Annotated in this window: 14 protein-coding genes and 1 pseudogene; 6 read left to right on the forward strand and 9 right to left on the reverse strand. The window is 62.5% G+C overall.

Annotated features, from left to right (window positions below; all coding sequences use genetic code 11):
- Positions 1-127: 127 nt before the first annotated feature.
- From OCL88_RS15120 to OCL88_RS15140, 5 genes and pseudogenes are all read right to left on the reverse strand, one after another.
- Complete coding sequence (locus OCL88_RS15120) at positions 128-895, reverse strand: DUF5677 domain-containing protein (RefSeq protein ID WP_152343067.1); 768 nt, start codon at positions 893-895, stop codon at positions 128-130.
- Positions 892-2,061: a helix-turn-helix domain-containing protein gene (locus OCL88_RS15125; RefSeq protein WP_021472088.1), complete on the reverse strand. Its 1,170-nt coding sequence runs from the start codon at positions 2,059-2,061 to the stop codon at positions 892-894. The genes OCL88_RS15120 and OCL88_RS15125 overlap by 4 nt, the downstream gene beginning before the upstream one ends.
- Positions 1,991-2,581 (reverse strand): annotated as a pseudogene (locus OCL88_RS15130) (recombinase family protein). The gene OCL88_RS15125 and the pseudogene OCL88_RS15130 overlap by 71 nt, the downstream one beginning before the upstream one ends.
- 286 nt (positions 2,582-2,867) lie before the next feature.
- Positions 2,868-3,614, reverse strand: coding sequence for a FadR/GntR family transcriptional regulator (locus OCL88_RS15135; protein WP_021472087.1), 747 nt, complete (start codon positions 3,612-3,614; stop codon positions 2,868-2,870).
- Between the two features lie 72 nt (positions 3,615-3,686).
- Positions 3,687-5,429, reverse strand: coding sequence for an L-lactate permease (locus OCL88_RS15140; protein WP_021472086.1), 1,743 nt, complete (start codon positions 5,427-5,429; stop codon positions 3,687-3,689).
- A 186-nt stretch (positions 5,430-5,615) separates the two neighbouring features.
- Here OCL88_RS15140 and OCL88_RS15145 point away from each other — a divergent pair, with 186 nt between their 5' ends.
- The 4 genes from OCL88_RS15145 to OCL88_RS15160 all read left to right on the forward strand — a co-directional run bounded on the left by OCL88_RS15145 (position 5,616) and on the right by OCL88_RS15160 (position 9,026).
- The gene (locus tag OCL88_RS15145) at positions 5,616-6,419 is read left to right on the forward strand and encodes a (Fe-S)-binding protein (RefSeq protein ID WP_021472085.1); all 804 of its coding nucleotides are present in this window, start codon (positions 5,616-5,618) and stop codon (positions 6,417-6,419) included.
- Positions 6,416-7,957 (forward strand): LutB/LldF family L-lactate oxidation iron-sulfur protein, encoded by a 1,542-nt coding sequence (locus OCL88_RS15150; protein ID WP_021472084.1) that lies wholly within the window; start codon positions 6,416-6,418, stop codon positions 7,955-7,957. The genes OCL88_RS15145 and OCL88_RS15150 overlap by 4 nt, the downstream gene beginning before the upstream one ends.
- Entirely contained in the window at positions 7,954-8,586 is a 633-nt protein-coding gene (locus OCL88_RS15155) for a LutC/YkgG family protein (RefSeq protein WP_021472083.1), read from the forward strand. Before OCL88_RS15150 ends, OCL88_RS15155 begins: the two co-directional genes overlap by 4 nt.
- Before the next feature lie 92 nt (positions 8,587-8,678).
- Complete coding sequence (locus tag OCL88_RS15160; RefSeq protein ID WP_052474142.1) at positions 8,679-9,026, forward strand: hypothetical protein; 348 nt, start codon at positions 8,679-8,681, stop codon at positions 9,024-9,026.
- Here the strand turns inward: OCL88_RS15160 and OCL88_RS15165 are convergent.
- Positions 8,969-9,715 carry a GntR family transcriptional regulator gene (locus OCL88_RS15165; RefSeq protein ID WP_082038871.1) on the reverse strand — a complete coding sequence of 249 codons (747 nt, stop codon included), beginning with the start codon at positions 9,713-9,715 and terminating at the stop codon, positions 8,969-8,971. The genes OCL88_RS15160 and OCL88_RS15165 overlap by 58 nt on opposite strands.
- A 109-nt stretch (positions 9,716-9,824) precedes the next feature.
- Between OCL88_RS15165 and OCL88_RS15170 the strand changes: the two genes are divergently transcribed.
- A complete protein-coding gene (locus tag OCL88_RS15170) occupies positions 9,825-11,246 on the forward strand; it encodes a purine-cytosine permease family protein (RefSeq protein WP_021472080.1) in 1,422 nt (473 codons plus the stop codon).
- A 29-nt stretch (positions 11,247-11,275) separates the two neighbouring features.
- On the forward strand, positions 11,276-11,932 hold the full coding sequence (locus OCL88_RS15175; protein WP_021472079.1) for a flavin reductase family protein: 657 nt from the start codon (positions 11,276-11,278) through the stop codon (positions 11,930-11,932).
- A 157-nt stretch (positions 11,933-12,089) separates the two neighbouring features.
- Here OCL88_RS15175 and OCL88_RS15180 read toward each other — a convergent pair whose 3' ends face one another.
- From OCL88_RS15180 to OCL88_RS15190, 3 genes are all read right to left on the reverse strand, one after another.
- Complete coding sequence (locus OCL88_RS15180; RefSeq protein ID WP_021472078.1) at positions 12,090-12,701, reverse strand: recombinase family protein; 612 nt, start codon at positions 12,699-12,701, stop codon at positions 12,090-12,092.
- A gap of 101 nt (positions 12,702-12,802) precedes the next feature.
- Positions 12,803-14,005 carry a TniQ family protein gene (locus OCL88_RS15185; protein WP_264963036.1) on the reverse strand — a complete coding sequence of 401 codons (1,203 nt, stop codon included), beginning with the start codon at positions 14,003-14,005 and terminating at the stop codon, positions 12,803-12,805.
- Positions 14,002-14,489: TniB family NTP-binding protein (locus OCL88_RS15190; protein ID WP_264963037.1), on the reverse strand; the 488-nt coding region annotated here is incomplete at its 5' end. The genes OCL88_RS15190 and OCL88_RS15185, both read right to left, overlap by 4 nt.

The following is a 14,489-nucleotide window of genomic DNA, read 5'->3' on the forward strand; positions in this document are numbered from 1 at the left end:
GTCGCGCTCGTTGATCTGTTCAACGATGCACCGTAGTTGAAGTGGTGGCTGCGAACCTGGTTCCCAACCACCGCTTTGGTGCCTAGGTCATAGCTGGTGGGATTACCCTGCCAGCGGCGAACGAAAACTAAGCGGGGTTTGCTCGGAGAGCCACCATCTTCTTCTCGATTTCCGTGAGTGGGCCGTCAAAATATCCACTGAGCCCTGCGACGGAACCGAATGCCGCTATGGCCATTATTAGAAACGACGGAAGCACTATGTCCATGCGACTCTCAGAAGGCTCAGGATCATCGTAAAGGGACCAGCCAAGGCCAGCCTTGTTCGGTGCAAAGTAGTCGTTCGCGCTATGGAGGGTCGGGTGGCTGTAGAGGGTTTCCAAGAGCCAATATTGATATGGCCCTCCCAAAACTTTGATATTTGTTTCAACGACTTTCGCCAGGTGCCTGTAGATATCCAGCTCCTTGAATTCGTCACTGGCCTCAGCTTGGGATTCTCTTATGGCTTGTTGCAGCTCGGGCGGTAGCGGCCATCCCTTCTCAGCTGCTTCCAGAGTTCGGCCTAGACTCCATTGCTTATTTCGGAGTAGCGCTTCTACGAAACGGTGCCGTTCGAGACTCGCGGCCCATACAAGCCAGATCGTGTGCTCTATGACTGAGCGAATCAAAGGGCGGCTCTCAGCCGTGAAGTGCGACTTTTCCAGTAGAAATACTGCTTCGCAGGTTCGCCTTATTCGTGTGAGCCAGCCCCATGCCACAGCGACAGCATGAGCGCCAGCCTGGTCTTCTCGTGTCCACTCCCCCGCTTCACGGCGTGGAGGTGGGGGCGCATGCTCGATGAGTTCAACCAAATCTTTAAAGACGCTAGACCATGACTCTGGAGTTGATTCTTTGGTCATGTGCCCATCGACTTCGCCGGCGTGGTCTCTGGGTAGTCTTCGCTGATTGCTCCTTGCCCTGAATGATCAGGCGGAAGATGTCCCCGTCGTAGGAGAGCCCGGCCAGCTACTAGCGTCGAATGGATCTCTTGGGCCGTGGTGGGAACAGAACCTTCACCTCTGCGCCGAACGATACTGATAAAGGCTCCATCGACCTTTCCGTCAATTATCGTCCCGGAGACTAGGAAGGGCTTCAGCTCCTCCGGCTGAGGGGGGATGTCCACGAGGACGATTTCTGAATCCGGTCCACTTGAAATTGCCTCTATCCGAAGGTCCCTAACCAGCGGAAACAACCGATTTTCCAGCACCCGGTGATACGTGCGGACAACACCCGGCCTCACCGGCATCGGGTTCAACTTGCGAATGTACTCGCCCTCTGGAGACTTCTTCGTCGACATGCCGACCACAATCATTCCCCCGTCTTCGCTGTTGCAGAAGCGTGAGACAGCTTGAGCAAGCGAGATCTGCCCGCTGGGCGTCTGAAGGTCGTAATGCTGACTCTTCACCTCCAGCCAATGCCCTTCGGGTTGGCCGATCAGCACATCCGCACGTCCCCCGCGCACCACGTTTCCAGCTGACTCCCGGGTCATTTTTCCGCCGGCCAGTGCCTGCATGAGATTGAGCATGTCCATCCCAGCGTCAAAAAGAGCTGCTAGCTTACGGCCTCTGAGCTTGAATCCCAGCTGCACGTTCCAGATTCTCACTACGCCTGAATAGTCGTCCCCGCTAACCGAGATTAGGTTCGCTCGGTGTCGCGCCAGCAGGGGCTGCAGAGCAGCGACCACGAGCTCCAGTTCGCCTTCTTCCTCTTCCTTGGGAAACTCGTCCCAAAATTCGAACGAGACGGTAAGGGCCCCATCCACAAGCTCGAAGACAACGTCTTCAACTGGAACTCCCTCCACATCCGCGTGTTCCTCAGGAACGGACGTAACGTGAACCTTCTCCGGACCACCTTCTTCCTCCGCCCGCAGTAAAGCCCATTGAAGGTCCGTACCCGTACACAAATCTAGATCCGAACGATGAATGACGAGCACCTCGGTGTGACTGTCGTAACTCCTAAGCCGGCCGCCGAAATTCCACACGCCGAAAAAGGGATCGCCGGTATAGGAAACGGTTCTCGTAGTCATCACCTGTCCCCCCCCGCTCAGGGGCTACCCGGCCTTGAGACCCGAAGGTTCTTACCACAGTCGAAAGACTGACACCCAAGACGGCCGAAATGTCTTGGAGTGTTTTCCCTTGCGCTCGAAGGTGATGCGCCGCTTCTTCCTTTGCCGGTGTCATGGCCCGAGGACGTCCCCCTTTTCTACCTCTTGCTCGTGCTGCAGCCAAGCCCCCACGAGTGCGCTCCGAGAGCCTAGACCGCTCATACTCAGCCAGCGCCGCAAACACGCCAAAGATGAGTTGCCCATGTGCCGTCGTTGTATCAAGCCAAGGTTAGGCCAGTGATCGAAATCCCACTCGCTTCTCGCCGAACGTGCCAACTATCGAAGAGAGATCCGCTGTGCTTCTTCCAAGCCTCGTCAAGTCGGTAACCACGAGGACATTCCCTGGTTGAAGGTACGCATGACACAACTGCCACTGCGGTCTGGGCTGTGTCACCTCCGATGCGTGCTCTTGGAAAATTTTGACGGCCCCGGCTTCGAGCAGAGCATCTACTTGGGAAGTTACTACTTAATCTCTGGTGCTCACTCTGCCGTAGCCAATGTCCGATTGTGGCGACACGTCAAAACCCCCCTGTTGCAGTTTTAAGCCACCTTGATTACGGCGACGAGTTTTGATGTCAGTTTCAGAAGTCGTCTGCACAGAATGTCAGAAGTCGTCTGCACCCGGAGTCGGTTGGGTTGGAACCGTACAGGTCAACGCGGGATGACGGCGGGCGCTGTGTGGCAGCCCTGCCCCCGCGTCATGTCAGAACGCCGGGAGGATCAGGGCCTCAGTGTCCGTCCCGGGGTGCGGTCGCTTCCTGTGCCTTCTGGTGGAACCATTCGATGTGTTCTTGCAGGAGGCGGGCTGCGAGTTCTCCGTCGTGTGCTTGGACGGCGTCGAAGATGTGGTGGTGTTGGGTCCGTAGCGTGGCGATGACGTCCGGCCACGTTTCCATGGCGTCCATCGCACCTTTGACGTAGCCGACGATGGATCCGGACAGGGATTCCATCATGGTGGCGACCACCGCGTTCCCGGCGAGCGAGCTCAGCGCCACGTGGAAGCGGGCGTCGAGTTCGTGGAACGCGGCCCGGTCGATGTCTGGATCGTCCATGGCGTGCAGGAGCTGGGATGCCTGTTCCAGGTCTTCGTACCCTCCGGTGCGGGCAGCGCCGGCCCGGGCTGTCCAGGTTTCGAGCAGGATACGGGTCTGGACAATGTCCGCGACCGGGAGCCGGTTGGTGGCTACGTGCAGCCGCAGGGCCGATGATAGGCCCGCGGAAGGATCGGAAATGACGATGGCTCCGGAGGTGGGCCCAGACCCGACGGAGCTTCGCAGGATTCCCATGGCGTCCAGGACCCGGATGGCCTCGCGTACGGAGGCCCGTGAGATGCCGTAGTTTTCGGCGAGTGTGCGTTCGCCCGGGAGGCGGTCCCCGACCGTGATTTTGCCCGAGCGCAGGTCCGCTTCGATGTCTTTCAGGAGCGCGTCATGGGTGCGACGGCGGGGGGTTGCTCCTGCTTCGGCGGTGCTCACGGTTGTTCCTTAAGGGCGGGCAGTGTGCGGGTCTGGGGTGGCCCGCACACTGCGTCTGGAGTAGGCGGGATGCTAAGGCAGCATCCAGCCGAGGATCGGGGTGGACTGGAGGTAGGAGAGGGTGCAAAGCACCAGCAGCAGCGCTACGCTCCATCCGACTACTTTACGCAGGATCACCGATTCCTTTCCTTCAAGGTTGACCGCGGACGCGGCGATGGCCAGGTTTTGCGGGCTGATCAGTTTCCCGACGACGCCGCCGGAGGTGTTTCCGGCGACGAGGAGGTTCGGGTCGATGCCTGCTTTCAGGCCGGCGGTCTGCTGGAGTTTGGCGAAGAGCGCGTTGGCTGACGTGTCGGAGCCGGTGACGGCCGTGCCGATCCAGCCCAGGACGGGTGAGAGGAACGCGAAGAAGGTGCCAGTGCCGGCCAGCCATGTGCCGATGGATACTGTCTGCCCGGAGAAGTTCATCACGTAAGCGAGTGCGAGGACGGTGATGATGGTCAGTCCGGCCCAGCGCATCCTGTAGATGGTGCGGCCGATCTCCTTCACCGCGTTAGCCACTGTGATGGGGTAGCGGCCGCCGTCGTTGTACTTCGAGTACACGAAGGCGACGATCAGGCCGGTGATCAGCAGCAGGGTTCCGGGGGTGGAGAGCCATTGGAAGGAGTAGATGGTGGAGGAGACGGGTTTGCCTTCGGCATTGACCAGCGCGTCGTGCAGGATCGGCCAGGGGATTCTGACGTCGGTCGAGGCGAGGAATGCGGGCACGTCCGCACCGAGTTTCCATAGCTTGGCGATGCCGAAGACGACGATGACGAGGAAGTACGGGAACAGGGCGAGCCAGGTGCGGGTTGGGGTCAACCGGTCTGCAGCGGCTTCGCTGACGGCGACTGCCGATGCGCGCCGGGAGCCGCCGCCGGCGGTGGTGGAGGCTGTGTTCTTCGAGGCTGCATCAAAGGCTGCTCCGAGACGCTGGCGTGCTGCGACGCTTCCCTTGGGCGTCCAGACGCGGAAGAACAGGACAGCCGCGCCGAGGCCTACGAGGGAGGCGACGATATCGGTGAGTTCGTAGGAGAAGTAGTTGGAGCACAGGAACTGTGCGGTGGCGAAGGAAAAACCGACAACGAGGGCTGCGGGCCAGCAGTCTTTCAGGCCCTTGCGGCCATCGAGGATGAAGAGCAGGATCAGCGGCACGATGGTGGCCAGTAGCGGAGCCTGACGTCCCACGACGGAGGCAATGTCCGTGGCGTGCAGTCCGGTGAGGCCGGCCGCGGTGGTGATCGGGATGGCCATGGCGCCGAAGGCAACAGGTGCCGTGTTGGCGACCAGAACGGCGGCGGCTGCGCGCAGCGGCGGCAGTCCGAGCGCCAGCAGCATGGTGGCGGTGATGGCGACCGGCGCACCGAACCCGGCGAGGGCTTCGAGCAGCCCGCCGAAGCAGAAGGCAATCAGGACCGCCTGGAGGCGCACGTCGCCTTTGCCGATCACGTCGAAGACGCGGCGGAGGTCCTCGAAACGTCCGCTGAGGACCGTGACCTGGTAGAGCCAGACGGCCATGATGACGATCCACAAGACAGGGAAGGCACCGAAAACCCCGCCCTGGGTAGCGGACAGCAGCGCCAGCCCGGCCGGCATCTGGAACGCGAATATTCCGACCAGGAGGGCAGCCAGGAGCGCAAAGGCACCGGCGACATGGGCGCGGGTTTTGACGACGGCAAGCAGGATGAAGAACGTCAGGAGCGGCAGCAGGGCGACGATGGCCGACCACATGACGCTGTTGAGCACCGGGTCGGTGCTGGGTGTGAACTGATCCACGGAGTTCCTCCACATTGAGGGGGACGGCAGGGGGGTATGGTCAGACCTTTGTGGTCGGACCATCAGAGTGTAGCGTAGATTTTTCTGAAAGTGTGAGCAGCTTCACTTGGAGCCGCCGGTTGCCAGTGGCGTCGGTCACGTGATCTACTATGGTCAGACCACAACCCATTAGCCCGAAAGGCTGCCATGCGAATCGCTTTGTTCGCTACGTGCATCGTGGATGCGATGTACCCCGCCACAGCGCGGGCCACCGTGAAAATCCTGGAACGGCTGGGACACGAAGTTGTGTTCCCGTCGGGCCAGGCCTGCTGCGGGCAGATGCACGTCAACAGCGGCTACCTCAAGGAAGCTGTCCCCGTGATCGCCAACCACGTCGCCGCCTTTGATACCGAGGACTACGACGTCGCGGTTGCCCCGTCCGGCTCCTGCGTCGCCTCGGTGAAGCACCAGCACCCTATGGTCGCCCGCTCGTGCGGCGACAAGGATCTGGAAACACGTGCAACCGCAGTCGGCGCCAAAACTTACGAGCTCTCCGAATTGCTGGTGGACGTGCTCGGCGTGACCGATGCTGGCGCGCAGCTCGGTTCCTACTTCCCGCACCGTGTCACCTACCACCCGAGCTGCCATGGCATGCGCCTGCTCGGGCTCGGGGACCGGCAGGCGCGGTTGCTGGGCAGTGTCGCAGGGATCGACATGGCCGAACTGCCGGAGGCTGACCAGTGCTGTGGCTTCGGCGGCACGTTCTCGATGAAGAACGCCGACGTCTCCTCCGCCATGCTCGAGGACAAGACGGCGAATATCACGGCAACAGGGGCAAGCCTGTGCGCCGGGGGGGACGCCTCCTGCCTCATGCACATCAGCGGCGGCCTCTCCCGCCAGGGCAGCGACGTCACCACCCTGCACCTGGCCGAAATCCTCGCCAGCACTCTGGAAGAACCGGCCTCTGTCACCGGCGAAGTCCGCGTCACCACCGGAAAGGCCACACGATGAGCACCTACCTGGGTATGCCCTCCCTCCCCGTTCATGGCACGGGCAACCTGCACGCCTCCGAATCCTTCCCCCAGGCCGCGCACCGCGAACTCGGCAACGCCCAGCTCCGGGCCAACCTCGGCCACGCCACCCACACCATCCGAGACAAACGCATCCAAGTGGTCTCCGAACTGCCGGACTGGGAACAACTGCGCGACGCCGGATCCGCAATCAAGGAATCCGTGATGGCCCGCCTTCCCGAACTCCTCGAACAGTTCGAGAAAAACTTCACCGCCCGAGGCGGCGTGATCCACTGGGCCCGCGACGCCGATGAGGCCAACGGGATCGTCGCCGGTCTGATCCGGGAAACCGGGGAAACCGAAGCGGTCAAGATCAAATCCATGGCCACCCAGGAAATCGGTCTCAACGAATACCTTGAAGAGCAGGGCATCGCGGCCTACGAAACCGATCTGGCCGAGCTGATCGTCCAGCTGGACCACGACAAGCCCAGCCACATCCTCGTCCCGGCGATCCATAAGAACCGGACCCAGGTCAGGGACATCTTCCTGCGCGAAATGGAGGGCGTCGACCGGGAGCTGACCGACGAGCCGGCCCGCCTCGCCGCGGCAGCCCGGGCACACCTGCGCCGTAAATTCCTCACTGCCAAAGTCGCTGTCTCCGGGGCCAACTTCGCCCTTGCTGACTCGGGCACCCTGGCCGTCGTCGAATCCGAGGGCAACGGCCGCATGTGCCTGACCCTGCCGGAGACACTAATCACCGTCATGGGCATCGAAAAGCTCCTGCCGACCTGGCAGGACCTTGAAGTCTTTATGCAGCTGCTGCCCCGCTCCTCCACGGGGGAGCGGATGAACCCTTACACCTCGCTGTGGACCGGTGTCACCATCGGCGACGGGCCCCAAAACGTGCACCTGGTGTTGCTTGATAACGGACGCAGCGCCGCCCTGGCCGACGAAATGGGCCGCTCGGCCCTGCACTGCATCCGTTGCAGCGCCTGCATGAACGTCTGCCCGGTTTATGAACGGACCGGCGGCCACGCCTACGGATCGACCTACCCCGGACCGATCGGGGCGATCCTTTCGCCGCTGATGACCGGTATTCAAGCCGAGGAGAACAGTTCGCTGCCGTACGCGTCCTCGCTGTGCGGGGCCTGCTACGACGCCTGCCCGGTCAAGATCAACATTCCGGACATCCTGGTGCACCTGCGCAGCGTGGACGTGGACAGCAAACGCGGGAAGAAGAAAATCCCCAGCCAAATGGACGTTGGGATGAACGCCGCGTCCTGGGCCCTGTCGTCGGGCAAACGACTGGGATTGATCGAGAAGGGACTGCCCCTGGGACGTCTGGCCGCGGGCCCGGACAAGAAGATCACCAAACTGCCCGGAATCGCCGCCGGCTGGACCCAAAGCAGGGATATCCCCGCGCCGCCGTCGCAGTCTTTCCGCGACTGGTGGAAGAAGGAACACCGGCCCCCGGCCACCGGCGCTGCCCCCGCGGCGTCAGATAACCAGCCCTCAGAACACCAGGAAGACCAGACATGAGCGCACGCAATGAGATCCTTGAACGGATCCGCACCGCCCTGAAAGACAGCCCCAAAGTACCGGAAGTTCCCCGCGGGTACCGGTCCTCATCCGATCTGGACGAGGATGCCCTGATCCACCTGCTGGTGGACCGCCTGATCGATTACAAAGCCCAGGTCTCCGTCGTGGACGCCGAAGAGGTGCCCGCACGGATTGCTGAACTGCTCGCGGCAGCGCGCAGCTACGTCCTGCCTGCGGGGCTGGACGCCGGCTGGCTCAGCGACCTCAAACTCGACCACGACAACCGTCGCCACACCGATTCGGCCGCGGCTCCACTGAGCGTCCTCGAGCTCGATGGTATCGACGCGGTCGTGACCGGCAGTGCTGTCGCTGTCGCCGAGACAGGGACCATCATCCTGGACGGCAGTCCCAACCAGGGCCGCCGGGCAATCACCCTCGTCCCTGACCACCACATCTGCGTCGTGAAAGTCGCCGACATTGCCGGGATCCTGCCGGAGGCGCTGCGCCGGATTGACGGCACCCGGCCGCTGACCATGATCAGCGGGCCGAGTGCCACCAGCGATATTGAACTCGAACGTGTCGAGGGAGTCCACGGGCCCCGCAAGCTCGACGTCATCATCGCCCGCTAAATCCGGCAGTCAAGTCCGGGCCATCACCCTGGCCGTGCCCGGACGCACCGCCGCGCATCCCGAACCCTCACCGCTGAACGAAAGGCACCCTCATGACCTCCTACCGCCATGACGCCTGGGAGCACCTCCGCGGTGCCCTCGTGCAGGTCCGGAAGAACGGCACCGTCCTTCGCGAAGGACTCGTCGAGGACGTCATGCCTGACTCGTCGGCCCTCTGGATCGCCGCCGACGGGCTCGCCGGCCGGGTGCTGATCGAAGCTGCCGAAGGCCACGAGGTGTGGGTCGAGCCGCGGCAACTCGAGGGTAAACGCGCGTACCGCATGACATTGTCCGCACTCCAGCACCGAGAAGGAGATCAGGTCCGCGGGATGCACCTCAACCGTCAGGCTGCGGATGAATCCTTGTTCCGCGGCGGCCGCAGATGGCCGAGGACCGCGTAGGCAAAGTCCACCAGGTAGTCGTTCAGGGCCAGGGAGGCAGCCCTGGCCGCTGAATCATCTCTGGCGAGAATCGCTTCCAGAATTCTTCCGTGAAGCGTCGATCCCCGTGAGATCTGGTCTGCCTCGTCCCGCATGTGGGCGATCCAGAAGCGCCGGGAAAGAGCCTGGGCGGGGGCCAGTGCATCCGCGAGGTATTCGTTGGCTGCGGCATCGACAATCAGATGATGGGTCTCCTTCACCGTCTCCAGGTAAGTGCCCAAGGTGAATTCCTCGTGTTTGAGCCGGTCCACCATGGCAGCCATTTCCCTTCGGTGCTCTCCAGCTGCCCGGCCGCAGGCAAGCTCCACTGCCAAGGCCTCCAGAACCCGGCGCAGCTCAAGGAGACGCAGCTGAGTGTCGACCGAAGCGGCCGGGACGAGGACCCCCTTGCTGGGGTGGATCTGGACCATGCCCTCCCGGGCGAGCCGCTGCAGGGCCTCACGAACCGGGGTGCGGCCGAACCCGGTTGAGGCTGTGAGCATCGACTCGGAGACCAAAGACCCCGGTGTGATTTCCTGGAAGATGATCATCCGCTCGATCTCGTCATAAGCGCCGTCGGCCTTACCTTTTTCCGCCACCTGGCCACTCCTCCCCAGCCGGGCCACCCCGGCTACCGCGTCTCCCGATTCACCGGGCGATGGAAAGCCCATTGACTTAGGGACATCCTAAAGCATATGTTACCGGTATATCGGTTGCATGTCGGTCAATGGTGACCGTACCGGCCTTAGGCTGCATTGCACCTCTTCTACGAAGGAAGCCATGAAATCCTCGCGTATTGAGCACCGCGCCATCGACTACATACCGGAAACCGAGCGCCACGGCGTGGCTCGAAGCCTCTTCTTTGTCTGGTTCGCCGCCAACACATCCATCACTGCGGTGGTGACCGGCGCGCTGTTTGTCATCCTGGGAAACTCGGCCCTGTGGGCCATCCCGGCCGTCATCATCGGAAACATCTTGGGCGGGTTCGTTACCGCCCTTCACTCCGCCCAGGGACCCAAACTGGGCGTGCCGCAGATGATTCAGAGCCGGGCGCAGTTCGGCTACTATGGCGCCATCCTCCCGCTCGTACTCTCCCTGATTATCTACCTGGGGTTCTACGCCACCGGGCTCGTCCTGGGGGGCCAGGCCATCGGTGACCTCCTCCATGTGCCGGTCCAGGCCGGCGCCACGATCTTCGCGCTGCTCTCCACGACCCTGGCCATCTTCGGCTACCGCTATATCCACAAATTCTCCAAGATCGCCACAGCGCTGAGCGCCGCCGTGTTCGTCGTGCTCTTCATTCGCATCCTCACCGCCCCCGATGCCGCTGCTCTGATCCAACAGACTGACTTCGCTATCGGCCCGTTCGTCCTGGGAATTTCCTTGGCGGCATCGTGGCAGCTCACTTTTGGCCCCTACATTGCGGACTACTCCCGCTACCTTCCCAAGAACACATCCCAGCGTGCGACCATGGGGTGGACCTTCGCCGGCAGCGTGATCGGAGGCTCACTCGCCATGATCCTGGGCGCCCTGGGCGCAGCGATCGGCGGCCACAGCTTCAACACCAACCAGGTCGGATACCTCGCCAACCTTGGAGCCGGGTTCGCATGGCTGGTCCTGCTTGCCGTGATCTGCGGAAAACTCACCGGCAACACCCTGAGCACCTACGGCGGGTTCATGTCCCTGGCCACCATCGTCACCGCCGTCACCCGGCGCGAAATCATCACCGGCAAAGCCAGGACCGGTTACATCGTCCTGATCTCCGCAGCAGCCCTGAGCATCGCCCTGGCCGCAAGCGACAACTTCCTCGGAGCCTTCACCAATTTCCTGCTCTTCCTGCTCTACTTCATGACACCGTGGTCCGCCATCAACCTCGTCGACTTCTACTTCGTCCGCAAAGAAAAGTACAACGTCGCCGCACTCTTCGAACCGGACGGCGAATACGGGCGCATCAGCTGGACCGCCATCGCCGCGTACGCCGCCGGAATCCTCATCCAGATCCCGTTCATGAACAGCCCCCTCTACGTCGGGCCCGTCGCGGAATGGCTGGGGGGAGCCGAAATCGCATGGCTCATCGGTCTGGCCGTCTCCGGCGGCCTGTATTACCTGTTCGCTCCGGCCCGCAAAGCACCGCCGTATTCCACCCGCCCCGCCGTGGACGAACAGCCAGAGGCTGCCGCCATGACCCGCCCGTCCATCTGACCCGCTAACGCCTGCACAGGAGTACCCCCATGAAATATGATCCCGGCTTCGAGAAGAGCCCCCTGCCGTTCGCCCCCTTCAAGAGCCTCACGGTCCCCCGGCCCATCGGCTGGCTCTCCAGCGTCAGCAAAGACGGCGTGGAGAACATCGCGCCCTACAGCCAATGGCAGAACCTGACCTTCGACCCGCCCATGGTGATGTTCGCCGCCAACCAATATCCCGACGGGAGGCGTAAAGACACCGTCATCAACGCCGAAGAAACCGGCTGGTTCGTATGGAACATGGCCACCTGGGACCTCCGCGAAGCCGTCAACATCAGTGCAATGGCACTCCCGCCGGGCGACAGCGAATTCGACCGACTCAACGTCACGAAAAAGAAGGCCGATCTCTCCGACACACCCATGGTCGCCGAAAGCCCCTTCCACTTTGAATGCCGGTACCTGTCCACCCACCGGATCCCCGGCAACTCCACCGTCGGAAGCATCGACGTCGTCTACGCCACCGTGGAACGCATCCACCTGGACGAAAACTGCCTTACCCCGGACGGACGGATCGACATCCCCAAGGCCAAACCGATCGCGCGCATGGGCTACTACGACTACACCGTCGTCACCGACACCTTCGAGATGAAAGTCCCCAGCTCCGACGCCGACGAAATGGCAGGCCTCGCAGGACAACCCGCATAGTTCCACGGCACAGCTATTTTCGCGCCGCGTGCCCGGTACCGCTGAAGTCTCACTTCCGAGGTACCGGGTTCCGGCGCCGGCCTGGAGAACCCGTGGGACCGCCCGAACCCGGTTCGGCTAATTTCGTTCCACAACTATGTGCCAAGGCCGTCCGCGGCTATCGGGAAAGTAGTTTCTCACCGTCGGGTCGCAACTCTCCGTTGGGCGATACGTGCCGGTACAGCGTCTGGCGGGTAATTCCGAGTTCGGCACAGAGTTCGCCGACTTTGGTGCCGGGCTTGCCCATGGACGCCAGGGCGAGCCGGAGCTTGGCGGGGGTCATCTTGTACGGGCGTCCGCCGTTCCGGCCTCGGGCGCGGGCGGCCGCGAGACCCGCGAGGGTGCGTTCAGAGATCAGTTCGCGTTCGAACTCGGCCAGTGCGGCGAAGATCCCGAAGACCAGCTTCCCGGAGGCCGTGGTGGTGTCGATGGCGGCACCCTGACCGGTGAGGACCTTCAGTCCGATGCCGCGTTCAGTAAGGTCGTGGACGATGTTGACCAAGTGCCGCAGGTCTCGTCCGAGCCGGTCCAGTTTCCAGACGACCAGGGTGTCCCCGTGCCGCAGGGCCTTGAGGCATGCGGCCAGCTGGGGCCGGTCGTCCTTCTTTCCGGAGGCCATGTCTTCGTAAAGGGAGTCCGCCCCGATGCCGGCGGCCAGGAGCGCGTCGCGCTGCAGGTTAGTAGTCTGGGAGCCGTCCGCCTTCGAGACCCGCATGTACGCAACCAGCATGGTCCACTTCTCCTGTCACTTATACGTTCGTTTAAGTGATAGCAGACCCTCTGACTGATTCGAAATCGGAACGTGTCACTTAACCCGTTACGTATTCTACGTCAGGCAAAGGGTTCCTTTCCTTTTGTTTGTGACAGAGAGTCGAGGGGGATCTGAAGCTCGGCGAAGGCGTCTTTGAGACCGCGAACGGCTTCCTCACTGCGACACCCGTAGTGTGCGAAGTCGAAGAGGTGCTTCGCCACCACGGGATCGGTTTTGGCTGCCGCGATGCATGCGTCCAAGGTAGTCGTCACTATGTTCCAGAGCTCGTCCAGTGTCGGCTGCTTCTGCGCTCCTGCGCGGGCTGTCGGTGGTCCGGGCGGGGTCCCGCTGCTGATCGGTGCCTTCGGTTCGGGACGCAGAAGGTGCGCGGAGGTACCCAGGGCGGTCAGTGAGCCGTCCTCGATCATTTCCATCGCGGCGGCAGCGGCTTCGAGCAGTTGCTGCTGCCTGGTCCAGTGCAGGGTCTCGAAGGGTTGCCATGAGTGCAGACCGGCTCGGAACGGGTGGCCGCAATGGTCCCAGACCCGGCGCACGTCCTCCAGTTGCCGGCCGTATCGTCCCTGGGGCGCGCTGAGTTCATCCAGGAGGGTCCTGAGCAGCCGGAACCAGACTCCGGCGTGAACCGAGCGCCGGGGTAGGTCCACGGATCCTGTTGTTATTGCCTGCCAGGTGCGCCGGTCCATCAGGGTCAATGATTCTGGGAGTTCCCGCTGGTCCTCGGCGGAGGTTGTCCACTTAATGTAGTCCGCAGGGTGTCCTTCATAGGTCTCGAGCCGGTGTCGGTGTCCCGGGCAGCTGGCCATGAGCGGTAATTGCCAGAAGAGCAGTATCGTCGGGCCGGACTCCAGGCATTCTCGGCATCCCCGCAGCACCCGGGTTTCCGCGAGCCATGGCTGCCACTTCCGCGGTGTGTAGATTTGGCGTCGCGCCGGTGGCAGGAGTACTGAGAGCTGGTGCACATAGGTTTCGTAGGTATCGGGTGCAGGGGTGAGGGAGTCGAAGAGCCATGGCACCCAGCCGGCCATGGTCATGGCATGTACGCGGTGCTGTTCGGTGCCCGTGCGCTTGGCGAGCTCGTCGAGGAGGTGCCGTGGCGGGTTCAGATCCAGCTCAGCGTCGCTAAGCTCCCCGTGGCCGAGTGCGTGTTCGAGCAGCTGGTACGAGTACATGCCGTAGCTGCTCGCCGTCCGCCGCAGCCAGGAGGAAAATGATTCCGTTGCTGCAGGTGCCGGATGAAGGGGCCAGCGCTCCGGCGGTCTCACATCAGTTCGCGTTCAAACAAGCGGCGCCGTTCTGTGGGTCCTGCATAGTCGGCCATGACCAGGGTGCGGCGATTGATGCGCTCTTCACCGCTTTCCACGGCAGCGATCGCCGCGGTCGTCAGGAGCCGGGCGAGTTCGCCAATGGTTCCCTCACTTCGGGCGAGTAGGTACTGCGCCATATCGGCGGTAGCGATGTCCGAGGGGCGCTGCAGGGGCAGGGCGGCCGCGAAGCTGGCCAATAACGACAGGGTGTCCGCACCGGTGTTCCACAAGGGAAGGACGATGGGTTCAAACCGGTTCTCTAGCTGATCATCGGAACGAACCGCGAGATATGCCTCCCGGGTTCCGACGCCGACGATCGGGATGCGCAGCTCGTTGCCCAGGAATCGCAGGAGATTGAGGAACTCCCGGCGGCTGTTGCCCTGCCCGGCGAGGATATTGTGCAGCTCGTCGATGACGAGCATGCGCACTCCCGTCAAGCGCA

The organism is Paenarthrobacter sp. PAE-2 (genome assembly GCF_026013155.1).
GTDB classification, from domain to species: Bacteria; Actinomycetota; Actinomycetes; order Actinomycetales; family Micrococcaceae; genus Arthrobacter; species Arthrobacter ureafaciens.

Excerpts from the sequence above, each read along its gene's own strand:
- OCL88_RS15120 (WP_152343067.1), bottom strand. The coding sequence starts at position 895 with ATGACCAAAGAATCAACTCCAGAGTCATGGTCTAGCGTCTTTAAAGAT.
- OCL88_RS15125 (WP_021472088.1), bottom strand. The coding sequence starts at position 2,061 with ATGACTACGAGAACCGTTTCCTATACCGGCGATCCCTTTTTCGGCGTG.
- OCL88_RS15145 (WP_021472085.1), top strand. The coding sequence starts at position 5,616 with ATGCGAATCGCTTTGTTCGCTACGTGCATCGTGGATGCGATGTACCCC.
- OCL88_RS15150 (WP_021472084.1), top strand. The coding sequence starts at position 6,416 with ATGAGCACCTACCTGGGTATGCCCTCCCTCCCCGTTCATGGCACGGGC.
- OCL88_RS15155 (WP_021472083.1), top strand. The coding sequence starts at position 7,954 with ATGAGCGCACGCAATGAGATCCTTGAACGGATCCGCACCGCCCTGAAA.
- OCL88_RS15160 (WP_052474142.1), top strand. The coding sequence starts at position 8,679 with ATGACCTCCTACCGCCATGACGCCTGGGAGCACCTCCGCGGTGCCCTC.
- OCL88_RS15165 (WP_082038871.1), bottom strand. The coding sequence starts at position 9,715 with ATGGGCTTTCCATCGCCCGGTGAATCGGGAGACGCGGTAGCCGGGGTG.
- OCL88_RS15170 (WP_021472080.1), top strand. The coding sequence starts at position 9,825 with ATGAAATCCTCGCGTATTGAGCACCGCGCCATCGACTACATACCGGAA.
- OCL88_RS15175 (WP_021472079.1), top strand. The coding sequence starts at position 11,276 with ATGAAATATGATCCCGGCTTCGAGAAGAGCCCCCTGCCGTTCGCCCCC.
- OCL88_RS15180 (WP_021472078.1), bottom strand. The coding sequence starts at position 12,701 with ATGCTGGTTGCGTACATGCGGGTCTCGAAGGCGGACGGCTCCCAGACT.